The following is a 22,999-nucleotide window of genomic DNA, read 5'->3' on the forward strand; positions in this document are numbered from 1 at the left end:
GCTACTGTGTGTGCCCCGGGTTCAACAGCGGTGTGGTCAGGGCATCGCCGGTCGTGCTGGCGGTGTCGCTGATCGAGTCCCCCAGCTGCTCGATGCGACCATTGAAATTGCGGCGAGTATGCGGGTCGACAATGGCGATCGGTGCTGCAATCGCAAGTCCAGCCGCAGTTCCAACCGTTGCAGCGGCACCGGCGGTGACTGCCATCAGCCGGTCGCCGAGGCCGACGCGCGAATCGGTGATGGACTGGCCGGCGACGAGGCGGGTGCCGATCAGCCGCACGACCTCGGGGCTCTCGGCGAATTTTCCGTGGTTCAGTCGGTCGTCCGATCTGAGCTTGGTCAGGTCGAGCACGGTAATTCCGTCGGCTGCCAGCTCGTCGCGATAGGGCTCCGCTTCCGGGTTGATCGCGCCCAGCCGCGCCGTGCTGCCCCAGACCCGGCGGGAGACCGCCAGCGCCCGGTCGTCCTGCGAGACGAAGAGGGTGAATTTCGAGCGGCTCTTGCCGATCTCGGCAATCTGGGTCCGGAAGACATCGACATCGACATCAGGCGAGGCAAGCATGATGTTGGCGATCTTCGGCGCGATCTGGCCGTTGCGGATCGCCATCTGGCGCAGTGACTCGAGAGCCAGCCAATTGCCCATGGAATGGGCCAGGATCGAGACTTCGCCGACCGCGGGATCGCGCGCCAGCGCCTGCAGAATGGCCTCCAGAGCATGGCGCGAATAATTCGTGCTCTCGCGGTCGTAGCCATAAGCGAAGAGCGAGCCGCGCGAGGGCCAGGTGAAGAGCAGCGGCACGACATTGGCATCGGAATCGTGGACGATCTGGGCGAAGCGATAGACCGCATCCTCAAACCGGTTGTTGAAGCCGTGGACGAAGAGGAGAACGCGCCGCTTCGGCGTCTTCAGCGCTGTGGCATGCAACCGCGCCAAGGCTGCCGTCTGGTCGAGACGGTCGACCTTGAGCGTCACGAATTCGCGCTCCGGGTCGCCGGGAAGGCGGCTCGGCCATTGGACCTCACCAACCTTCCGGGCGCGCTCGGGCGGTATCGAGACGGTGATCTCGGCGAAGGATGACTTCGCGCCGCGCTCGCCGGAAAACAGGACGCCGCTATCCGGGTCGGGCGAGCGCGTCGTCGCCACAAGCATGGTGACCTTGCTGGCGTCGGGAGCGCCATGCGCAACCGGCGCCAGGACCCCCTGCACATCGCCGGCGCAGCCGGCGAGCAACAACGCGAGTGCCCCCGCAGCGAACCTCATCCCATGCCGTCTCATGCGGAAAGCCATCCAGGTCGCAGGGCCAGGCAGCAGAGCGATCACGGCCGCTCTGCGCATCATTCAGCAATGGCTTGGGGTCAGTACGGCGCGCGGGACAGGACATCGCCCCCGAAACGATCGCCGAAATTGGGCGAGCGGCGGTTCTCGCGCACATAGGCGGGCCCGCCGCCTTCGCTCGGTGCAGGGCCGGGATCGAGATAGCTGCGCTCCTGCGGCGTACGGATCGGGATGCCCGGCTCCTCGTTCGCCGCGACGGGCTCGCGCTGGGTACAGCCGGCGAGAGCGGCGAGCAGGATGAGGGCCGCGGAGGCCCGGCGAAGGGGGGGCCTCGCGGCGCTGATTGTGGTGATGAAGCCGCCGGTAGGCATCTGGATAATCCTTCGTGTGGATGAACAACCCGCCGCCGCGTGAGCGGACGATGCCGGTCGCATAGTGTCGCTGCATCAAAGCCGGCGGCAGCAGCCGGCGTCAACGCGCCGCCGCGAGATCATGTGGACGGCGAACGCCCGACCGATCAGCCGAGCCGGGCGATCGGATCGGACCAACTCGTTGTTCGTGATCCCGAGACGCTCCGGCGGGTGGAGCTGGCGGCCGTTGCGCGCCGAGCTCCACCGGCCGGATCGTTCGCATCAGAAGGGATTGATGTAGTTGGTGATCGCGATCTGCCGCAGCAGCACCTTGCGAATGACATGTGCGGCCGTGACGCGATCGGTGAAGATGGCGGCATCGCCGGCAGCACCCGCCGGGAGCTTGTCGGCAATGGCCTGGTCGTCGAGTTTCACGCGCACGGCAAAGGGGGCTGCCTGGATGGATTTCGGCGTCACCGCCGCCCCCGATATCTGCACCTGACCGGTCGAGATCGCCTGCAGCACAGTCTCGACCTTGCCGGTGAAGACCTGCCCGGGGGCGTACTTGAATGTCAGTTCGACCGGCTGGCCAGCCGCAATGTAACGGGCATCGATCTGCTGGATCTCGACGCCGATGACCGTCTCGGCGGTGTCCACGAAGGCCATGACCGGCGCAAGCGGCAGGTTGGCGACGCGTGCGCCCTTGCGCAGCGCCAGATTGGTGACGTAACCGGCTGCCGGAGCACGAACCACCGTCTTCTCGAGGTTCCACCTGGCGCCCTCGAGTTGCGCCTTGAGCTGGTCGACCTCGGCCTGGCGTTGCTCGACATCGAAGCTGCGGCCGGACCCTGTGCTCTGCAGCTGGGTCATCTGCGCCAGGCGCTGCTGCTGCAACTGGAACTGCGCTTCCAGCGCCTTGACCTGGGCCTCGTAGGGCACGGGGTCGATCTTGAACAGCACGGCACCCGCCTTCAACGGCGTGTTCGGCTCGACGGGGACGTCAATCACCTCGCCGGCGACATCAGGGACGATGGCGACGGATTGCCGGATGGCCAGCGCCGGGCCTTGCGGCGCGCCCCAGTTCATCGGGATGAACAGGCCGATCAGCAAGAGGAGCAGGACCAGGACCGGCGAGACCTTCCAGAACAGGTTGAACGGAACGATCCGGAATTTCACCAGCACGAACAGCAGGGCAAGATAGACGTTGAGCAAGACGACGATCATCGGGCGGACTCCTGCGGGCGCGCAGGCGCGTCGACAATGCGGGCTGGCACGTCGACATAGGCCCAGATCAGGACGGCCGGCCACAGAACGAAACCCAGGAACAACGTCACCCAGCCGCCGACGGCCACTGCCTGGGCCCAGGGATGATTGCGTCGCTTGGCGATCATGCCCGGAAGCATGGCCATGAAGACGATGACGAAAACCGTGCTGCACACGAGCACGACCAGGACAATCCAGGCGAATATATCAAGCGCGCTCATGGGCCTCCGTCCACTCTCGATCTGCACCGGCGGCCGGTCGGCCATGACATGGGGGTCGCAGGATACTGACAAGCAGCCGAAAGTCGCGCTCGATTGTTGGAATGCTCAGGGGCGGCGCCCAAGGATCTGGCCACAAGCATCAGGACCCGATCGCAGCTGGCGCGGGGCGCGCGAGTGCCAGCGCCGAAGCTGGAAGGGAGGCGGCGCAAAGCCCTCATTTGCCAGGAAGCCGCTCAACGGATGTTCGCGTCAGCGCAGGGCCCGGAGTGCGTTCAGGATGACCACGATGTCGATTGCTTCCTGGAACAGCGCCCCCTGAACCGGGGGAAGGTAACCGAGGGCCGCAACGAGCATTCCGACGAGCGACAGCCCAAGGCCGACGAAGACGCTTTGCAACGCGATGCCGCGCGTGCGCCGGGCAACCACGAGTGCATTCGCCAGCGGCTGCAGTTCGTCGACCAGCAATACGACGCCGGCTGCTTGCGACGACGCGGCCGCGCCGCGCGCGCCCATTGCGACCCCAACATCCGCGGCGGCAAGTGCGGGCGCGTCGTTGACGCCGTCGCCCACCATCATCACCGCTCGGCTCTCCGCTTCGTGGCGCACGACGGCGACCTTGCCCTCCGGCGTCAGGTCTCCCAGAACCTGATCGACGCCAAGGTCAGCGCCCACTGTCCGGGCAATCTGGTCAAGATCTCCGGAGGCGAGCACGATCCGTTCGATTCCCGCGGCGCGGAGGGATTGAAGCGTCGAGTGCGCATCGTCGCGCAGTTGATCGCGAAGCAGAATGACGCCGGCGAGCAGCCCGTCCGCGGCCACGGCCACGGTCAGAGCGTTTGGCGGGGCGTCCGCGACCAGCGCGTCCGGATCACCGCCGCGGCTGCGGCTGCGCACATAGGAACCACCGCCCAGTGCGATGCGTCTGGTGCCGACCAGTCCCTCGATGCCCTTTCCCGGTGTTTCGGAGATATCCGAAGGGGGCAGAAGCGTCAGTCCGGCGTCGGAAGCGGCTCGGATCAGTGAAACCGCCACGACATGTGCGGAGGCCTGATCGAGGCTCGCAGCCAGGGTCAGCACCTCCGTCGCAGCAAAGCCGTTGCAGGTGCGGATCTCGGTAATCGTCGGCCGGCCCTGGGTGAGCGTACCGGTCTTGTCGAGAATGGCTGTTTGCACTCGCGCCAGGGCTTCGAGCACGCTGCCGTCCTTGACTAGTGCGCCGCCACGCGCGGTCTTCGAGATGCCTGAAATGATCGCGACCGGCACGGCGAGGATCAAGGGACAGGGCGTCGCCACGACGAGGACCGCCAGGGCGCGGATCGGGTCGCTGCTCAGCAGCCAGGCCGCTCCGGCGATTGCGAGCGTCAGCACGAGAAAACCGATGGCGTATCGGTCTGCCAGACGAGCCATAGGTGCCTTGCTCGCCTGCGCCTGTTCCACCAGCTTGACGATCCCGGCATAGGTGCTCTCGGCCGCCGGCCGGCTTGCGATCAGATCGAAAGGCGCGCCGAGCAGCGTCGCTCCGCTGAGCACCTCGGCGCCCCGGATCAGGCTCTTCGGCACGGATTCTCCGGTCAAAGCCGAAAGGTCGAGCACGGCGGTGCCGCTTGCGACATGGCCGTCGACCGGCAGCACCTCCCCGGTGCGCATCAGAAGACGATCTCCCTGGCGGATCGCTGCGATCGAAACCTCCTCGAGTGCCCCGCCGCGATAGCGCATGGCGTTGAAGGCGACCCGGCCCAGGAGGGCAGACATTTCCCGACGCGCTCGCCCGTGGGCAAAGTTCTCGAGGAGTTGGCCGCCGGCATACATCAACGCCACGACATTGCCGGCCAGACTTTCGCCGAAGGCAAACGCCGCCGACATCGACAGGGCAGCGACGATATCGAGGCCGACATCGCCGCGGCGCAGCGACCTGACGATCTGGATGATGAGCGCCAGCAGCACCGGGATGGTCGCAACAGTCCAGGCGCGACTGGCGGAAGACGCCAGGCCGATCCACCAGAGCCAGCCGCCGGCAACGAGCCCGGTCAGGGCAACGCCGACGAGAAACAGGTCGAGATGCTGGCGACAGAGCCGGGAGAACTGTCCCGCCCAGCTTTCGTGGCCGGGCTGCGCCAGGGCCTCCGCTCGGGACTGGGGCACCTGAACCTCCGATGCGAGCCGGGCCCGCCTCCGCAATGTCATGCGGGTGACGGGGGCTCGCCAAGCCTGCGTGGTCTCAATGCGACATCAAGCAGCAGACGGGTGAGGCTTGCAGCAGATCGCGCGTCATGCCGCCAAACATCCACTCCCGCATGCGGTTGTGACCATAGGCGCCGGAAACGATGAGATCGGCACCGTGTTCGGTCGCAAAGTCGATCAATTCGTTGACCACGTGCTTGGCACTGTCGGTTCGCAGCACCGTCTTTGCCGCCACCCCGTGCAGGGTGAGGTAGTCGCGCACGTCTTCGGCGCCCTGATCTTCGGCATCCGGGCCGATCGACAGGACAGTCACGGATTCCGCCTGCACCAGAAGCGGCAGGGCATCCCGCACGGCACGCCGCGCTTCGCGCGTATCCTTCCAGGCGACCACGATATGCTTGCCGGACAGATAGCTGACGTCGGGCGGGACGACGAGGAGCGGCCGGCCGAGCGACATGACCAGATCTCCCGGAGAAAGGCTCATCCCTCCCTGGACGGGATCGTGATGGGCTTGGCGCGCCAGCACCACGAGATCGGCTGCGCGGGCCTGATCGAGAACGAAGTTCCGCGATGTTTCGATGGCGCTGCGCCAGACGAGGTGCGTCATGTCGCCGGCGGCCTTGCGGAAAATCGCTTCGGCGCGGGCAAGGTCTGCTGAGACTGCGCGCTTGCTCTCCTCGATCAGGAGCGCGTCGACGCTCGCCAGACCGTCTCCGACATAGGGGAGCACGAAGTCTTCTGCGGCGATGCCGATCAGCCGGCTGCCGAAGCGATCGGCCAATGAGGCAGCCAGCTTGACCCGATGGGCCGCACCGCTGCCGAGGTTCAGCGGCACCATGATGCTGGCGTAGCCCGCTTGCGCTTTCACCGTTGCTGTCATCGCATGTCCCCCAAATCTCTATAAATCCGTGGCATCTATGATCTGGCCCAGTGTGCCGGGACGCATTGATGTGGAGCAAGGCGGCCCCTTGCACGCCGGTACCGCGCAGATGCCGTAGGTGCCTTCAGGCGATCGCGGGTTTGACGGGGGCTCTCGGTTTCACGGCAATGATCTGGAAGGGCTGCAGGTGGCCCTCACCGTCGCGGATGGAGACATAGTCGTCGACGACGAAGCGGTGCCGGTCGAGCCGGTAGCCGGCCTCGTCGTCATCGCTGCCGGCATCGTCATAGTCGATGAACCAGGTCGCGCCGCCGGCGCCTCCTGCCCGGCGCCGGAGCCAGCCGTGACGATCCGGCTCTTCCGTCGAGAAGCGCCTGTCGCGGCAGAGATCGCGTTGGTCCTGCCAGGCGGCCGCATCGATATGTCCGCCAAGGTCGAGCGGTGCGGTGATCTCGTAGCCATGTCGCGGGCTGCCATTGGGATAGCCGCTCGTCCGGGCGAGATGAAGGGTGATGACATAAAGCATGATGGTCGTCCGTCCTTTCTGCCGCTTGGATATCCGTGCCACGATCAATCGCGCATATTTCGGGCGTGTCCGGTTTGATCTGGCGCAAGGACGTTCCTGCCGGGCCGGTGGAGGTTCTTTCGCATACTGGAGGACGACATGATCGAAGGCATCAAGAGCATATTGGTCGCGGTGACGGAGGAGGGGCAGACCGAGGAGAACCTTGCCGTCGGCTACGGGCTTTCGTTGGCACGGCAGACGAATGCGCATCTGACGGTGCAGGCAGCGGCAAGCCGGTTCTCCGTGCCCTATTCGATGATCGATGATTTCAGCGGCGCGATCGTCGCGTCGGAGAATCGGCGCATCGCCGGCCTCGCGCAGAAGCTGGCCTCCGACGCCCGCTTCGCGGCCAATCTTGCCGGCGTGGTCAGCACGGTCGAGAGCCCTCAACTGATCTACAGCAGCCTGCTGCAGCGTTTTCTCGACCATGCCCGCGTCAACGACCTTTCAATCCTGGATGCGGAGCCGACGACGCTGGCCATCGATCGCGGCCTGATCGAGACGGCTCTGTTCGAGAGCGGCAGGCCGGTCCTGGTCGTTCCGCCTGGCCATCCCGGCTTCTCCGGAGAGACCATCGTCATCGCCTGGGACGGCGGGGCGAGCGCGGCGCGTGCGGTCGCCGATGCCTTGCCATTCCTGCGAGCCGCCAAGGCTGTCGAGATCGTCTCGGTCACCGGCGAGAAGGACCTGTCCAACGCGGTGCCCGGCGTCGAGCTGGCACCTCATCTTGCGCGTCATGGCGTCGACGTCACGGTCAAGACGGTGGCGCTCGGCAAGGGGCGCGATGTCGCGACCGCACTCCAGGACGAGGCGGCCGAGTTCGGTGCCGGTTTCATCGTGTCGGGTGGCTATCGCCATTCCCGCCTGCGCGAATGGCTGCTCGGCGGGGTGACGCAGTCCCTGCTCAAGAACAGCAAGGTGCCGCTCTTCATGTGCCATTGATCGTTGCGGGGAAAATGGCTCAACTCTGCAAACGCGCGGTTGAGCCACTCCCGGCTTGAGACCGGGCGCGTTCAGCCCGGTTTCCGCTCATGAGCATTCGGAATTTTGACGCGCTCTTCAATCCCCGCGCGATCGCCCTGATCGGGGCGAGCAATCAGCCCGGTTCGGTCGGGGCGACGCTTGCCGCCAATCTCTATGGCGCGGGGTTCAAGGGGCCGATCATGGCGGTCAATCCGCATGAAACGGCTATCCGCGCGGCGTTGAGCTATCGCTCCGTAGCAGAACTCCCTGTCACGCCCGACCTTGCCGTCCTGGCGACGCCGGCAGCGGCGGTTCCCGAGCTGATATCGGAGCTCGGACAACGCGGCTGCCGCGCCGCAATCGTGATCAGCAACGGCTTTGGCGACAGTGCGGCCAAGGATGGGCTGCGGCAACGGATGCTCGATGCGGCCAAGGCTCATCTGATGCGCATCGTCGGGCCGAACTGCCTCGGCCTGATTTCCTCCCCCCGCGCGATCAATGCGAGCTTCGCGCATCTGACGCCGCGGCCAGGCCATATCGCCATTGTCAGCCAGTCCGGCGGCATCATGTCGGCGCTGCTCGACTGGGCTGACCGGCGCAGTATCGGCCTTTCGCACGCGATTGCGCTCGGCGACACCAGCGATGTCGACGCGGGCGACATGCTCGATTACCTCGGCACGGATCCGACGGCGCGCTCGGTGCTGCTCTATGTCGAGAACATCTCCCATGCCCGCAAGTTCATGTCGGCAGCCCGGGCGCTGGCGCGCATGAAGCCCGTCATCGTGGTAAAGGCCGGGCGCAGTGCCGCCGGAGCGCGGGCGGCACTGTCGCATACCGGCGCACTTGCGGGCGCGGACGCAGTCTATGACGCTGCCTTTCGGCGCGCCGGCCTGTTGCGGGTGGCCGAGCTCGATGAGCTCTTCGCCGCGGCCGAGATCCTGGCAAAGGGAGTTCGCGTCACCGGCGACCGGCTGACCATTCTGACCAATGGGGGCGGCGCCGGCATCCTCGCCGTCGATGCCGTCGGAGAGCGGGGAAACCGCGTCGCGACCCTCAGCCCGGCGGTGATCGCCAAGCTAGACAGCGTGCTGCCTGAAGGTTGGTCGCGCGGGAACCCCGTCGATGTCCTGGGCGACGCCACGGGAGATCGTTACGCGGCTGCGCTGGAAGCGCTGCTGGAAGAGCGCGAGAGCGATGCCGTCCTGGTCATCAACTGTCCCTCCGCGGTCGCCGACGGCGCGGAGACGGCACGTGCCGTCTCCCGGGTTGTCGCGCGGCAGAAGCATGTTCCCGTCATGACGAGCTGGCTCGGCGGCACGCTCGCGCAGGCCGCCAGGGCGCATCTGCGCGAAGGCGGACTTCCGAATTTTGCGACGCCGGAAGAGGCGGTCCGGGCCTTCAGTCATCTCGCCGCCTTCCGGCGAAACCAGGAGCTTCTGCTGGAAACCCCGACAGCCGGCGTCGCGATTGCGCCCAGGCAGGTCGAGGCGGCGCGCAAACTCATCCGGGCAGCCTTGCGCGAGAAACGCACGTCGCTGACGGAACCGGAATCCAAGCAACTGCTTGGGCTGTTCGGGATACCCACCGTCGAGACGAAACTGGCGGCGACCCCGGAGGAGGCCGGAGCATGTTTCGAGGTGATCGCAGTGCCGGTGGCGCTGAAGGTTCTCTCGCATGACATCATCCACAAATCCGATGTCGGCGGCGTCGTCCTGGGCCTGAAGAGCAGGGCGGAGGTCGAGGCTGCGGCGCGCGAGATGCTGGAGCGCGTGGGCCGGATTCGACCCACGGCGCGGATCGATGGCTTTGCGATCCAGCCCATGATCTCCCGACCGAAGGCACACGAACTGATCCTCGGCATTGCTCAGGATGAAACCTTCGGTCCCGTGATCCTGTTCGGACGCGGCGGCACCGCGACGGAGGTGATCGGGGACCGCGCCATCGGGTTGCCGCCGCTGAATTCGGTCCTGGCGCGCGACATGATCTCCCGCACGCGGGTTGCGCGGTTACTGGCGGGGTTTCGCGACGTTCCCGCCGTGCCGCTCGAACCAGTCGTCGATATTCTCGTTCGCCTGTCGGAGCTGGTCGTGCAGCTGCCCGAGATCATCGAGCTCGACATCAATCCGCTTCTCGCCAACTACGAAGGCTGCATTGCGCTCGATGCCCGGATCGTCATCGCTGGCAAGAAAGGGCGCCGTCTTGGACTGGCAATCAGCCCCTATCCGCACCAACTCGAGCGCGAGATCGCGCTTGGCGACGGCACGCAGCTCCATCTGCGCCCGATCCGGCCCGAGGACGAGAGCGCTCTCGCGGAGATGGTCGCGTTGTGTACGCCGGACGATCTGCGAATGCGCTTCCTGGGACCGGTAAAGATCTTTCCGCATGCAACGGCCGCCCGGCTGTCGCAGATCGACTATGACAGGGAAATGGCCCTGGTCGCGGGGGAGCTTGGTGCGCCCTATGGGGTGGGGCCGATCTTCGGCGTCGTCAGGATCTCGGGCGACCCTGAGCGCAAGACGGCGGAATATGCGATCCTCGTCCGCTCCGACATGAAGGGGCGGGGCCTCGGCTATCGCCTCATGGCCGAAATCATCACGCATGCGCGGGAGCAGGGCTACCAGCGGCTCTTCGGCGAAGTGCTGGCGCATAATGTTCCGATGCTGCACATGGCGAGCGATCTGGGCTTCCGCGTTACGCATGCCGATGGCGATACGGTTCATGTCGAGCTGAAGCTCGACGTGCCGGAGCCGAAACCGTGAACCTGCTTTCCGCGTCGACCGCCGGGCCGGCTGGGCCATCGCGGGGCAGCTGACCGCTCGGCGCTCGCTTCTCACCCGTCTCGTCGCCCAGGGACGCTGTGGTGTCAGACCCGGTCTCGCGCCGTACCCGCGACTTCAACGCCCCTAGACTTGCTCGATCGCGCGGCAGAAGCCTGTTGCCGGCGCGATGTGTCTGCCGTGAGGATTGGCCCGTCGCTTTCCATCTGCGTATGCGTACAATCTTGACATTGTACGCCTCTGTCGCCATTTAGTTCGCGACGTTGGCCGCTCAGAGCTGGCTTCAAGGAGTTGTTCCCGTGTCCGACCAAGAATGGCCACCCCTCTCGCCTGCCCAGACTGGCCTGCGCGGACGGTGTCCGCGTTGCGGACAGGGGCACCTGTTCGAGGGCTTTCTGAAGCTGCGACCGAAATGCGAGGTCTGCGGTCTCGACTATTCCTTTGCTGACCCTGCCGATGGGCCGGCCTTCTTCGTGATGATGTTCGTCTGCATTCCGGCCGTGGTGTTCCCGCTCTGGCTCGAAATGGCCTATGAGCCGCCGGCCTGGGTTCATCTCGTCACCACCTTGCCGTTGATCCTGCTAACCTGCATCCCGCCGCTCCAGCCGTTGAAGGGCTGGCTCGTCGCAGCACAGTTCTTCCACAAGGCTGAGGAAGGTCGGCTGGCTCGCCCCAAGGGTGAGAAGACGCCGGCCTGACCCGGAGGAACGGAGCGCGTTGAGCAGGCCGTGCCTGCGCGCTCCCGGTCTCGTCAGACGATCCCCTGATGCTGTGAACGCTCATTGCCCATGATCGCGGCCAGCGCCTTCAGGGCATGGGCGAGGCGGCCGCGTTCCGGCACGCCGCCCAGAGAGATCCTGACGGCGTCCGGGGCCTCGCCTTCGACGCTGAATGCATCCGATGGCGTGACCCCGAGGCCTTCCTGACGGACTGCCTGGACCAAGCGGTAGCGATCCCAATGCGCTGGCAGCGGCTGCCAGATATGCAGGCCGTTCGGATGATGCCGGGCCGAAGCCGGCAGGATGGAGCGGGCCAGCTCCTGGCGCGCCGCAGCCTCGCGGCGCACCCCGTCGAGCAGGTCGCCAGCGGCGCCGATCCGGATCCAATGGGTTGCAAGCGCCGTCATCAGCGGGGGCGGCATGAGTGCAATGCTCCGCAGGATCGCGACGAGCGCGTCGCGGTTCTCGTCCGGCGGCAGGACGACGAAGGCGGTACGCAGCCCTGGGGTCAGGACCTTCGACAGGGTTGCGACATGATAGGTCCGTTCCGGAGCGAGGGCGACCAGCGGCGGCGGAGCATCGCCGGCAAGCAGGCTGTAAGGGTCGTCTTCGATGATCCTCAGGTGTTTTGCCCGTGCGATCCGCACGATCTCATCGCGTCGCGCAGGCTGCATCGTCGCTGTGGTCGGATTCTGGATCGTCGGCGTCACGCAGAGCAGTTTTGCGCCGGATTCATCAATGGCCCGCTCCAGGGCGCCCGGCAGAAGACCCTCTTCGTCGGTTGCGACGGGGACAGGCCGCAGCCCCGCCAGCCTCACCGCTGCAAGCAGGCCGGGATAGGCGAGGGCCTCGACCAGGATGGCCTCGCCTGGTTTGGCGAGCAGGCTGACCACTGCCAGGAGCGCCGGCTGCGCGCCGGGGGCGACGAGCAGTCTGGCGGGTTCGACCCGTCCGAGAACGGGCTCAAGCCAGGCACACCCGGCTGCCCGGTCCGCCAGCGAACCCGCGCCGACATGATAGGTCATCAGCAAGTCGGCACTGGAACGCGACAGGACCTCTGCGAGACCGCGTTGCATCAATTCAGCAAGGCGTATGCCCTTCGGGGGCGGGGGAATGTTCATGCTCAGGTCGATGAGCGGACCCGATTGTTCCTTCCGCGTCGAGATGAAGGATCCGCGCCCGGTTACCGCGTCGAGCAGATTGCGATGTCTTGCCTCTGCATAGGCGCGAGTGACCGTCGTCAGATCGACGTCAACAAGTTTGGCGAGTTGCCGCTGTGGTGGGAGTCTGTCGCCGGGGCGCAGGGTGCCGTTGGCGACGGCCTCGGCAATCAGTTCGACGACCTGGAGGTAACGCGGGCCTGCAGATGGATCGAGCTGGCGGATCCACTGCATTGTCTCGTCGCTCCGCGCCATGCCGGCTCTCCGGATTCCATGCATTGTATGCTAATGTCTGCATACGATAAACGAGACGATCGCGGCAAGCCAATGGGAATGCCGAGGCGCAGGGTCGATCCAATTGACTGAACGATCAACGCAATCCCGGTACGGTCTGTGACCTGGGTCACATTAATCACCAGGTATTCGTGCAAGGTCTAGGCATACGGCGGCTCCTGGGCGAGCGGTTGGCGCGAAGACAACATAAGTTAACCCTTCGTTCACCAAGTCATTTACAGGAGGCTGTAAATGAGCCAGCATGCTCTCAGCGTCGCGGCATAGAATTGGGGGAGGCCAGCGATGGATGGCATATCGATTGCGGTTGTAGATGACCACCCGCTTCTGACCGAAGGGATCGTTGCTCTGCTGCAACGCAAAGGTGGATTCTCGCTCGTTGCGACCGGTTCCGCGGCTGATCACATCACCGCGATCACGGAAACTCACCAGCCTGACGCGATGATTGTCGATCTGAACATGGCGGGCGATGCCTTCCAGGCGATTTCGGACGCATCCAAGGCTGCGCCTCACATGAAAATGGTGGTGTTCACCGCATCGACCAGTACAGATCATGCCATTCAGGCGCTCGACGCGGGCGCCAGCGGTTACGTCCTCAAGGGCAGTCCCGCCGATGATCTCTTCGACGCGATTGAGGCGGCGCGGCGAGGCGAGATCTATATCACACCTGCTTTCGCCACCAAGGTGATCGGTGCGCTGCAAAGCAAGGCGCTGGAGAAGAGGGCGGCGCAAAGCACCAGGCTGAGTGTGCGGGAGGACCAGATCGTGAGGCTTCTTCTGTGCGGGAAGCAGAATCGAGAGATCGCCCGGGCCCTCTCACTGAGCGAGAAGACGATCAAGGGCTACATGACCAATCTCATGCACAAGCTGAATGCCAGGAATCGCCTGGAGGTTGTGATCGCGGCGCAAAGGCTCGTTCCTCCGGCATCTGATGCGCGTGATCCGGCGAGGCCTCGATAGGGGGATTGCGCCGTCAGGATCGCATGGGCAGCGTGGCGCGCACTTCGGTTCCACCGCTAGGCAGCCGGCTCACTGTGAGTTGGCCTCGCAATGCCTTGATGCGGCTGTCCATGCCCCGCACCCCGAGGCCGCCGCTACCGAGTGCCGTATCACGGTGGTGCATGGGCAAGGTGCTGCCACTGTCCGACACGCAGATCTCGAGCATGTCGTCGCCAATGCGGGCTTCGACCTTTTGCCCCCGCCCCCCGGCGTGTTTATAGGCGTTGGTCAACGCCTCCTGCACGACCCGGTAGGAACAGAAGCGGATGGCGACGGGAACCTGTGGGGGCAGTTCGGCGATGTTGCGGACGACATGTGTGCCCGTCTGCTGCTCATGGCGGGTAATGGCCAGATGGATGGTCTCCGCGAGAGAGAGATTCTCCGCCTCAGGCAACGCCAGTCCTGACGACAGGTTGCGAAGATCCGAGAGGACCTGCTGAATCAGGGGTTCGAGTTCGCCGTGAGCGTGGGCTGCGGGCGCCACGGTCCCGCCCGCCCGATCCGCTGCAGAGGGCAGTTTCAGCATCATCAGGCTGAGGAGTTGGATGGGCCCGTCGTGGATGTCGGCGCCGATGCTGGCAAGATAGGTCTCGTTGAGAACGGTGGCGTTGAGCCTGGCCCGGTCCGCCGCCCGCCTGAGCGCATTGTTCCGTTTCGCCAGGGCTTCAGCCCGCGCCAGGTTCTGTTCGAGAAGAGCCTGCTGGCTGCTGATGATACGGCTCGCGCGTTTGACGATGACATGCAGCAGGATAACGATGACGATGGCGACATTCGCGATGAGGAACCATGTCGCGTATCGGACGCTCGAAATCTCTCGGTTCATGAAGTGGCTGAACTCGTAGAATTCTCCGATCGCGATGATGTCCCTTGTCTTCTCCCTGTAGATTGGAGCATAGATTTCAATCAGCTTCGGCTTGAGCTTCATCGCCCTGAGTTCGTCGCGGTCATCGTCGAGGTCCGTGTCTACGACAACGTTGCCCGCCACGATCCGCTTGATGTCACCTTCCGACATCTTGCCATGTGATTCGGCCCTGCCTGTGCTGAAAATCAGGTTCCCGTTGAGGTCCCATAGCTTGATGATCGCGACGTGCCGGCCGAGGCTGGTATCGACCAGCAACCCCCTGATCTTCTCCCGACTTTCCTCCGGTAACCTGTTCGAGGCATCCAACCCCTGCACATGGGGTGCCAGGAAGCCTTCGAGATAGAGCGCTCCCGTTTCCGCCATGCCTTGAATCCAGCCGGAGCGAATTCGGCTCTCGACCCAATAGCCGAGGGCAGCCATGGACAGGCCGACGGCCAAGGCGGCGGTGAGGAGGAACTGGCGTTCGAGGGTCAGGGCGTTCCAGCGTTGCAGGATTGCGTTGCGGAATGCGGTGGGCCAGCGCCACTTCTTTCCGTCTCCAACGGTCGTGTCAGTTCCACCGCCCTGCGTCTGGGAACCTTCTGCGTACTTGTCATTCACCCGGTCGTTCATCCACAATCCATCGTGGCATCGATCCAGTGCGAGATCGTCTCGGGGCCAAGCCGTGTCTTCAGCGTATTCCAGATTAGAAGAATAGCAATTTGTTCACTCTTGCGCCAAGACCAATGTTCTGACGATAGACGAGAATTCTTCGTGAATTTTAAGATTCTTAGATCAGATAGTTTTTCAAAATAGCGCAGAAATCCTGCGCCATGAACGACCTCTTCGGGCTCGACTCTTGCCGTGGTGACCTGTCGACAAATCGGCGGATACACCGTGACGTAACCCGATAGAGCGGAGGCACTGTCATCATGCTGCTGTGCGAGAGCCTGAAGCGCTCTCGCTTCAGTCGAACTGGTCTTACGACTCTTCCCCTGTTCCGCGAAGTGCCATTAAAGCTGCCGATACGCGGGCTTACCGCCTAGCCCCGGTCTGCTGGCGGGAGCCGTGGCGCGGTCACCTCAATGGTGAAATGTCCAGAGCAGGCTTTCGCTCAAACCCTTCAGTGCTTCGACTGCGTCAGGTCGCTCGCGGGCAATTGCGGTAATCAGGGCGTCCGCCAGCGCGAAGATCGCAGTCGGCGAGTTCGGCAGGAGGCGATTCCGGGCTGGGGCGAAGAGCGTGATGTCGGCGATGTTGGCGAGTGGGGAGGTGGGGCCGTCCGTCAGCGCAAGCAAGGTCGACCCCCGCTTCTTCGCGAAGGAGGCGAGGTCGAGCGTCGTGCGCGAATAGCGCGGCACCGAGATCGCGACGACGAGGTCGTCGGGCCTGGCCGAGAGCATGTGGCGAATGGCTCGTTCAGGGCCAGCGCGCGAGGACGCGAAGGTCACGTCGGCGTCGAGATAGAGCGCGAGCCCGTCCTCAAGGAAAGATGCGACATGATGGCTCGCCCCCGACGCGGCGATGAAGACGCGGCGCGCCTTGAGCAGGGCCTCGATCGCCCGTGTCGTGGTCGCCTCGTCGAGGGCGTCCCGCGCGGCCTGCAGATTGGCCGACTGGTCGGAAAGAGCGTCGACAAAGGTGGCGAAGGTCGAGCCCGCGGCCGAGCGTGCGCCGGCAAAACTGTCGACCGGATCGAGCGCGAATTTCAGGGCCGAGGAGAGGGCCACACGGAATTCGCCATAGTTTCCATAGCCAAGAGCGCGGACGAAGCGCGTGACGGTGGCGTTGGAGGTGCCGCTGCCTTCGGCCAGTCCTTCGATCGTCATGGTGGCGACGTCGAGCGGTTGCTGCAGCACGAAATCGGCTGCGCGCCGATGCCCATTGCTCAAGGACGGGTAGACCCGGGCGATCCGGTTCGAGAGATCGGTCGTCGGCTTCAAGCCTTGGGACATGCGTCTCCACCCGATTGACGTTCGAATATTTTCATGTTTGCTACCCAACGAAAATGAAGCTGTCAAAATGGTTCACATTGGGAGCGGAGATGACCATGCGTAAATCCTTAATGGTTGCGGCTTTGGCCGGAACCTGCCTTGCCGCCGCGCCGGCCTGGGCCCAGACCCTGCGCATCGCGCTGGCTTCGGAGCCGACAGCTGTCGATCCGCATTACCATGATCTCACGCCGAACAATGCGCTGGCCCAGCACATCTTCGACTCGCTCGTGCGTCAGGACGAGAAGCAGAAGCTCCATCCCAGCCTCGCCAATTCCTGGGAGAATGACGGGAAGAACCGCTGGACCTTCAAGCTGCGCCAGGGCGTCACCTTTTCGAACGGCAAGCCCTTCACCGCCGAGGACGTGGTCTTCACGTTCTGCCGCACGCTGAAGAACGAGACCAAGGTCTCCGATTCCTTCGCCGATATCACCGGGAACTTCGCTTCGGTCGAGGCGCCCGACGCCCACACGCTGATCATCAACACGATCAATCCCGAACCGCTGATGCCGAACCTGCTTTCGAGCCTCAGCATCCTCTCGGCTTCGATCGTCGAGCATGGTCCCATCAGCTACGACGTCCCCAAGAACTGCGGCGTGACCGGCGCCTGGCCGGCCGTGAGCGGTTTCAACGATGGCAGCCTCGCCATCGGCACAGGCCCTTACAAGCTGAAGTCCTATGTTCGCGGCTCTTCGATCGAGCTCGAGCGCAACGCGAGCTACTGGGGCAAGGCCGAGCCTTGGGCGACCGTGCGCCTTCTGCCGGTGACCAATGCCGGTCCGCGCCTGGCCGGGCTGCTTGCCGGTGACTACGACGTCATCGAGAACCCTGCGGCGCGCGACCTTGGCCGCATCAAGGGCGACAAGCGCTTCGGCCATGTCGTCACGCCCTCGACCCGCGTGATGTATTTCCAGCTCGACGTGGCCCGCGACCAGAGCCCCTTCGTCAAGTCCGAAGACGGCAAGAACCCGCTCAAGGATCCGCGCGTCCGCAAGGCAATGTCGCTCGCCATCGATCGCGATGCGATCGTCAAGCGGATCATGGACGGTGCGGCTGAGCCGGCCTACCAGTTCCTGCCGACCGGCATGTTCGGCACGCTGCCGAACCCGCCGAAGCTGGCCTATGACCCGGCTGCCGCCAAGAAGCTGATGGCCGAGGCGGGCTATGCCAAGGGCTTCCAGCTGACCCTGTCCTCGACCAACGACCGCTACATCAATGACAGCCAGATCACCCAGGCTGTCGCACAGTACCTGACCCAGATCGGCATCAAGACCGAGGTCGATGCGATGACGCGCGCGATCTACTTCCCGCGCCGCGCCAAGAAGGAATTCAGCGTTGCACTCGGTGGCTGGGGTTCCGGCACCGGTGAGGCTGCGTCCTTCCTGCGTCAGTGGCCGCCGACCCCGAACGACGAGAAGACCCTCGGTGGCTCGAACTATGGCGGTTACAAGAACGACGCGTTCGACAAGGTGATCCGCACTGCCGTGACGACGCTCGACGATGCCAAGCGGGCCGAACTGCTGCAGGAGGCCGGTAAGCTGGTGCTCGCAGACGGTGCGTTCATCCCGTTGCACTTCGAAAGCGGCATCTGGGCGTTCAAGTCCGACCTGAATGTCACCGGCCGCGCCGACCAGTTCATGCTGGCGATGTCGGTGAAGCCGGTCGCCAAGTAAGTCCAGTCATTCAGTAAGCGTAGCAGAGTCGATCAAACGCAATGACCGCCTATGTTTTGCAGCGGCTGATCCAGAGCGTCATCGTTCTGCTCGCGGTCTCGGTCGTGGTTTTCTTCGCCGTCTATGGCATCGGAGACCCGATCGAGCTCCTGGTCTCGCCACAGGTCAGTGCCGCCGAGCGCGCGGCCCTGATCAAGCGGCTCGGCCTCGACCTGCCGGTCTGGCAGCAATATTTCACCTTCATGGGCAATGCCCTGAAGGGCGATCTCGGGCGCTCCTTCGTACATGGCGTCCCTGCGATCGAACTGATCCTCGCCCGTCTGCCCGCGACCTTCGAACTGGTGCTGCTGGCGATGACACTGGCCGTCACGGTCGGCGTGCCGCTCGGGCTGCTGGCGGGCCTCGATCCTGACAGCCGTCCGTCGCGGATCATCATGGCCAGCACGGTGCTCGGCTACTCCCTTCCGAATTTCTGGAAGGGCATGATGCTGATCCTGCTCTTTGCCGTCGTGCTTGGCTGGCTGCCGACGGCGGGGCGCGGCGAGACCGTCTCCGTATTCGGGCTGCAGACCAGCCTGCTCACGCTTGACGGGCTGCAGCATCTGATCCTGCCGGCCCTCAACCTCGCCATTCCCAATACTGCACTGATGATCCGCCTCGTCGCGGCCGGCACGACCGAAACGATGACGCAGGACTATGTGAAATATGCCCGTGCCAAGGGCGTGCGCCGCAAGCGCATCGTCGGTCGGCACGTGCTGCGAAACATCCTGATCCCGGTCGTGACGGTCGTCGGCATCGAGTTCGGCAGCCTCGTCGCCTTCTCCACCATCACCGAGACGGTCTTCGCCTGGCCTGGCATGGGCAAGCTCCTGATCGATTCGATCTATCAGCTCGATCGGCCGGTGGTCGTCGCCTATGTGCTGCTGGCGACGCTGCTCTTCGTCACGGTGAACTTCCTCGTCGATATTCTCTATGCCGCGCTCGATCCGCGCGTGAAGCTGACCGGAGACATGGCATGAGCGCGCCGGCGAAAGCTCCAGTCGTGCCGGCCTATGCCGATACGCCCCTGCGCGAGAAGGTGCTGCGCCGGATCCGGAACCGGCCGACAACGCGCGGCGCCGCGATCCTGCTCGGTATCCTTGTCCTGCTCGCCGTACTTGCTCCCGTCATCGCGCCGCAAAACCCGCACGACCTCGCCTCCCTGAGCGTGATGGACAACCGGCTGGCTCCGGGAGACAGCGGCATGACCGGCATCACCTACTGGCTCGGTAGCGATGCCCAGGGTCGCGACATGCTGAGCGCGATCCTCTACGGGCTTCGGACCAGCCTGATGGTTGGTCTCACGGCGACCGCGGGCGCGCTCGTCATCGGCATTACTGCCGGCCTGCTCGCAGCTCAGTTCGGCGGCGCGGTCGATGCCGTGATCATGCGCGTCGTCGACTTCATGCTCGGCTTTCCCTCGATCCTGATCGCGCTCGTGCTGCTCGCCTCGATCGGCCGTGGCGTGGACAAGGTGATCTTCGCGATCGTGCTGGTGCAATGGGCGCAATACGCACGATTGATGCGTGCCGCCGCCCTGGTGGAGCGCCGCAAGGAGTACATCGAGGCGGCGCTGAATTTCGGCCTGCCAACCCGACACATCATGCTGGCCCATCTCCTGCCGAACTCGGTCGGCTCGGTGCTCGTGGTGGCCTCGATCAGCATCGCGAGTGCGATCACCCTGGAAGCGACCCTGTCCTTCCTCGGCGTCGGCGTGCCTGTGACGCAGCCTTCGCTCGGACTCCTGATCGCCAACGGCTTCGAATTCCTCCTCTCCGGCGAATACTGGATTGCGGTATTCCCCGGTATCGCGCTGGTGCTGCTCATCATGTCGCTCAATCTTGTCGGCGACCGCCTGCGCCGCAGCTTCAACGTGCGCTCATGAGTGCTCCGCTTCTCGAGGTCCGGGGACTCAGGACCGTATTCCACGCGCTCGATGGCGCCTGGCCGGCTGTCGACGGCGTCGATCTCAGCGTCGCGCGCGGCGAGGTGCTCGGGCTGGTCGGAGAATCCGGTTCCGGCAAGTCGGTGACCGGTTTCTCGCTGGTCCAGCTCATCGATCCGCCGGGCGAAATCGTTGCGGGCGAGATCACGTTCGCCGGCGAGAACCTTCGCGAGGCGTCCGAAGAGCGGCTGCGCAAGCTGCGCGGCGATCGCATCGCCATGATCTTCCAGGATCCGCTGATGACGCTGAACCCGGTGCTCAGCATCGGCGAGCAGATGAGCGAGGCGATCCTGGAGCATCGCCAGTGCAGCCGCGCGGAAGCGCTGAGCGAGGCGGCCAAGGCACTGGCACGCGTCGGCATCTCCTCGCCCGAGGCACGCCTCAAGCAGTTCCCGCATGAATTCTCGGGCGGCATGCGCCAGCGCGTCGCGATCGCGACCGCGCTGCTGAATGCTCCCGACCTGATTATCGCCGACGAGCCGACCACCGCGCTCGACGTCACGATCCAGAGCCAGATCCTGTTCGAGGTCCAGAAGCTCAGCCGCGAAACCGGTACTGCGGTGCTGTGGATCACGCATGATCTCGCGGTCGTCGCCGAACTCGCGGACCGGGTCGCCGTGATGTATGCCGGCCGGGTCGTCGAGATCGGTCCGGTCGACTCCGTGCTCGACCAGCCGCGGCATCCCTATACGCTTGGTCTGCTGAATTCCTCGGCCGCGATGGTCGAGCCGGGTGAGCGCCTGAACCAGATCGACGGCGTCGCGCCGCGGATCGATGGGCGCCCGAGCGGCTGCCCGTTCCGTCCCCGCTGCAACCGGGTGCAGCCGATCTGCGCGGAGCAGGATCCGACTCCGACCGGGACTGCCGAACGCAGCTTCCGTTGCCATAACCCGGTGCCGCAGGGAGAGGCAGCATGAGTGCGCCCGTCTTCGAACTGAAGGGTGTGACCAAGCACTTCCGCCGCAATCCCACCCTGGCGGAACGCATCCTGATGGCGACCGGCCGTGGCAAGGCACCGCCGGCGCTGCGAGCCGTCGACGGCGTCGATCTCAGCGTCAAGCGCGGTGAAGTGCTCGGGCTCGTCGGTGAGTCCGGTTGCGGCAAGTCGACCCTGGCGCGTGTCGCCACCGGCATCCTCAGGCCGAGCTCGGGCGAGGTCATCTACGAGCAGAAGCCGGTGGCCGGGCTCAAGGGCAAGGACCGGCTCGAGTTCCTGCTCAAGGTCCAGATGATCTTCCAGGACCCCTACGCCTCGCTCGACCCGCGCATGAAGGTCAGCCGGATCGTCGGAGAGGCGCTGAGCGTCCATAAGCTGCTGCCGAAGGCGGAGATCGAGGCCGCTGTCGACCAGGCGCTGACCGAAGTCGGGCTCGATCTCGCCTATCGGGAGCGTTATCCGCACCAGTTCTCGGGCGGCCAGCGCCAGCGCATCGGCATTGCCCGTGCGCTTGCCGTGAAGCCTGATTTCCTGGTCTGCGACGAACCGGTCTCGGCGCTCGACGTCTCCATCCAGGCGCAGGTCGTCAACCTGTTCATGGATGTCCGCGAGCGGCATGGGCTGACCTATCTCTTCGTCAGCCATGACCTTGGGCTGGTCCGCCATATCAGCGACCTTGTCGCGATCATGTATCTCGGCCGGATCGTCGAGATCGGATCCGCGACCGCCATCTTCGCCGAGCCGGCGCATCCCTATAGTGCGGCCTTGATCAAGGCGATCCCGTCCGCGGCCGGTCGCAAACGTGATTTCCAGCCGCTGAAGGGCGAGTTGCCGTCTCCGCTCGCACCGCCGCCTGGTTGCCCGTTCCACCCGCGCTGCGAACTCGCGATGCCCGTTTGCCGCGAGGTCCGGCCAAAACTGACCGAGATCGCGCCCGGCCGCAGCGCCGCCTGCCATTTGCACAAGGCCCCGGAGACCGCATGACCACCGTTTCGCTCACGCCCGTTATCGGCCGCAGCACCCTGCCTTTCGTCGATCGCTTCCATCCCGACAGGCCGCTCGAGGTCAATTTCTATCGCCCCGCCGATCACAAGCCGAACGACCCGGTGGTGGTCGTGCAGCACGGCATGCTGCGCAATGGCGATGAGTACCGCGATTTCTGGATCGATGCGGCCGAGAAGCACGGCATCCTGATCGTCGCCCCGACCTTCTCCAACGAGCATTTTCCGCAGGCCGAAGGCTATAATAACGGGCTGGTACTCGGGGCCGGCGGCGCAATCGCAGCGCGCGACACCTGGCTCTATTCCGTGCCGCAGCGTGTGCTCGAGGCGCTGCGCGCCGGCGGCGTCATCGACAACCCGGTGATCCGTATCTTCGGCCATTCGGCCGGCGGTCAGTTCGTCCATCGGATGCTGGCGACGCAAGGCGCGGAGCCCTTCGAGGCGGCCATGGCCTCCAATCCGGGCTGGTATACACTGCCATGCCTCGACAGGAATTTCCCCGAAGGCCTCGGTGAGCTCGGACTGGATCAGGAGGCGCTGGCGCGTTGGCTTGCCTATCCGATGATCATTTTCGCGGGAGACCAGGACATCGCCACCGCCGATCCGAACTTGCCGTCGCAGGCCGAGGCGCTGGCTCAGGGGCCGCATCGCTACGGGCGGGCCCATTTCATGCTCGATTTCGCCAAGCGCGAGGCGGCTCGGCTCGGGCTGCCCTGCAACTGGCAGTTGATCACGGTGAACGGGATCGGCCATGACGGCGCGGCGATGTCGCGCGCCGCAGCGGCCTACTGGTTCGAGGGCGGCCGTATCCCCTCAGCCGAGGAACTGGGCCAGCAGGCCGTTCCGGTCCTCTGAGGTCATTGTTCGTCGCGGGCGTGCTGCCGCGGCGACTTGAATCCGAAAGCTGTCCCCAGCCGCCCATGGCGG

Annotated in this window: 20 protein-coding genes; 10 read left to right on the forward strand and 10 right to left on the reverse strand. The window is 64.8% G+C overall.

Translation table 11 applies throughout. The features are described from left to right. Nucleotide 1: 1 nt before the first annotated feature. The 7 genes from BIWAKO_RS15905 to BIWAKO_RS15935 all read right to left on the reverse strand — a co-directional run bounded on the left by BIWAKO_RS15905 (nt 2) and on the right by BIWAKO_RS15935 (nt 6,697). Nucleotides 2-1,261 (reverse strand): alpha/beta hydrolase, encoded by a 1,260-nt coding sequence (locus BIWAKO_RS15905; RefSeq protein WP_069882534.1) that lies wholly within the window; start codon nt 1,259-1,261, stop codon nt 2-4. Nucleotides 1,262-1,356: 95 nt separating this feature from the next. Beyond that, nucleotides 1,357-1,647, reverse strand: a complete 291-nt coding sequence (locus BIWAKO_RS15910; protein ID WP_069879490.1) for a hypothetical protein — start codon at nt 1,645-1,647, stop codon at nt 1,357-1,359. 261 nt (nt 1,648-1,908) lie between these two features. After that, nucleotides 1,909-2,850: an HlyD family secretion protein gene (locus BIWAKO_RS15915; RefSeq protein ID WP_069879491.1), complete on the reverse strand. Its 942-nt coding sequence runs from the start codon at nt 2,848-2,850 to the stop codon at nt 1,909-1,911. Next, nucleotides 2,847-3,110, reverse strand: coding sequence for a DUF3302 domain-containing protein (locus BIWAKO_RS15920; RefSeq protein WP_069882535.1), 264 nt, complete (start codon nt 3,108-3,110; stop codon nt 2,847-2,849). The genes BIWAKO_RS15915 and BIWAKO_RS15920 overlap by 4 nt, the downstream gene beginning before the upstream one ends. Nucleotides 3,111-3,359: 249 nt before the next feature. Continuing rightward, on the reverse strand, nt 3,360-5,252 hold the full coding sequence (locus BIWAKO_RS15925) for a heavy metal translocating P-type ATPase (RefSeq protein WP_244523458.1): 1,893 nt from the start codon (nt 5,250-5,252) through the stop codon (nt 3,360-3,362). 76 nt (nt 5,253-5,328) lie between these two features. Next, nucleotides 5,329-6,171 carry a universal stress protein gene (locus BIWAKO_RS15930; RefSeq protein WP_069879492.1) on the reverse strand — a complete coding sequence of 281 codons (843 nt, stop codon included), beginning with the start codon at nt 6,169-6,171 and terminating at the stop codon, nt 5,329-5,331. A 124-nt stretch (nt 6,172-6,295) separates the two neighbouring features. Next, nucleotides 6,296-6,697: a hypothetical protein gene (locus tag BIWAKO_RS15935; RefSeq protein WP_069882537.1), complete on the reverse strand. Its 402-nt coding sequence runs from the start codon at nt 6,695-6,697 to the stop codon at nt 6,296-6,298. Between the two features lie 138 nt (nt 6,698-6,835). Between BIWAKO_RS15935 and BIWAKO_RS15940 the strand changes: the two genes are divergently transcribed. From BIWAKO_RS15940 to BIWAKO_RS15950, 3 genes are all read left to right on the forward strand, one after another. Next, nucleotides 6,836-7,678 (forward strand): universal stress protein, encoded by an 843-nt coding sequence (locus BIWAKO_RS15940; protein ID WP_069879493.1) that lies wholly within the window; start codon nt 6,836-6,838, stop codon nt 7,676-7,678. Nucleotides 7,679-7,767: 89 nt separating this feature from the next. Further along, nucleotides 7,768-10,458, forward strand: coding sequence for a bifunctional acetate--CoA ligase family protein/GNAT family N-acetyltransferase (locus tag BIWAKO_RS15945; RefSeq protein ID WP_069879494.1), 2,691 nt, complete (start codon nt 7,768-7,770; stop codon nt 10,456-10,458). A gap of 317 nt (nt 10,459-10,775) precedes the next feature. After that, a complete protein-coding gene (locus BIWAKO_RS15950; protein ID WP_043238048.1) occupies nt 10,776-11,174 on the forward strand; it encodes a DUF983 domain-containing protein in 399 nt (132 codons plus the stop codon). A 53-nt stretch (nt 11,175-11,227) separates the two neighbouring features. On the opposite strand, the gene BIWAKO_RS15955 is transcribed toward BIWAKO_RS15950, so the two are convergent. After that, entirely contained in the window at nt 11,228-12,610 is a 1,383-nt protein-coding gene (locus BIWAKO_RS15955) for an aminotransferase-like domain-containing protein (protein ID WP_069879495.1), read from the reverse strand. 321 nt (nt 12,611-12,931) lie between these two features. Here BIWAKO_RS15955 and BIWAKO_RS15960 point away from each other — a divergent pair, with 321 nt between their 5' ends. Beyond that, nucleotides 12,932-13,606: a response regulator gene (locus BIWAKO_RS15960; RefSeq protein WP_069879496.1), complete on the forward strand. Its 675-nt coding sequence runs from the start codon at nt 12,932-12,934 to the stop codon at nt 13,604-13,606. 13 nt (nt 13,607-13,619) lie between these two features. Here BIWAKO_RS15960 and BIWAKO_RS15965 read toward each other — a convergent pair whose 3' ends face one another. Further along, complete coding sequence (locus tag BIWAKO_RS15965; RefSeq protein WP_084651453.1) at nt 13,620-15,119, reverse strand: sensor histidine kinase; 1,500 nt, start codon at nt 15,117-15,119, stop codon at nt 13,620-13,622. Between the two features lie 449 nt (nt 15,120-15,568). Further along, nucleotides 15,569-16,441, reverse strand: a complete 873-nt coding sequence (locus BIWAKO_RS15970; protein WP_069879497.1) for a MurR/RpiR family transcriptional regulator — start codon at nt 16,439-16,441, stop codon at nt 15,569-15,571. A gap of 95 nt (nt 16,442-16,536) precedes the next feature. Between BIWAKO_RS15970 and BIWAKO_RS15975 the strand changes: the two genes are divergently transcribed. From BIWAKO_RS15975 to BIWAKO_RS16000, 6 genes are read left to right on the forward strand one after another with little or no spacing between them, the layout of a single operon-like run. Next, complete coding sequence (locus tag BIWAKO_RS15975) at nt 16,537-18,150, forward strand: ABC transporter substrate-binding protein (RefSeq protein WP_084652253.1); 1,614 nt, start codon at nt 16,537-16,539, stop codon at nt 18,148-18,150. 41 nt (nt 18,151-18,191) lie between these two features. Next, nucleotides 18,192-19,169, forward strand: coding sequence for an ABC transporter permease (locus BIWAKO_RS15980; protein ID WP_069879498.1), 978 nt, complete (start codon nt 18,192-18,194; stop codon nt 19,167-19,169). Next, entirely contained in the window at nt 19,166-20,074 is a 909-nt protein-coding gene (locus tag BIWAKO_RS15985; RefSeq protein WP_069879499.1) for an ABC transporter permease, read from the forward strand. Before BIWAKO_RS15980 ends, BIWAKO_RS15985 begins: the two co-directional genes overlap by 4 nt. Further along, entirely contained in the window at nt 20,071-21,051 is a 981-nt protein-coding gene (locus BIWAKO_RS15990) for an ABC transporter ATP-binding protein (RefSeq protein WP_069879500.1), read from the forward strand. The genes BIWAKO_RS15985 and BIWAKO_RS15990 overlap by 4 nt, the downstream gene beginning before the upstream one ends. Beyond that, nucleotides 21,048-22,055, forward strand: coding sequence for an ABC transporter ATP-binding protein (locus BIWAKO_RS15995; protein WP_069879501.1), 1,008 nt, complete (start codon nt 21,048-21,050; stop codon nt 22,053-22,055). The genes BIWAKO_RS15990 and BIWAKO_RS15995 overlap by 4 nt, the downstream gene beginning before the upstream one ends. Beyond that, a complete protein-coding gene (locus BIWAKO_RS16000) occupies nt 22,052-22,927 on the forward strand; it encodes an alpha/beta hydrolase (protein WP_069879502.1) in 876 nt (291 codons plus the stop codon). The genes BIWAKO_RS15995 and BIWAKO_RS16000 overlap by 4 nt, the downstream gene beginning before the upstream one ends. Nucleotides 22,928-22,999 lie beyond the last annotated feature (72 nt).

Origin of the sequence: Bosea sp. BIWAKO-01 (assembly GCF_001748145.1) — a bacterium.
Classification (GTDB): Bacteria; Pseudomonadota; Alphaproteobacteria; order Rhizobiales; family Beijerinckiaceae; genus Allobosea.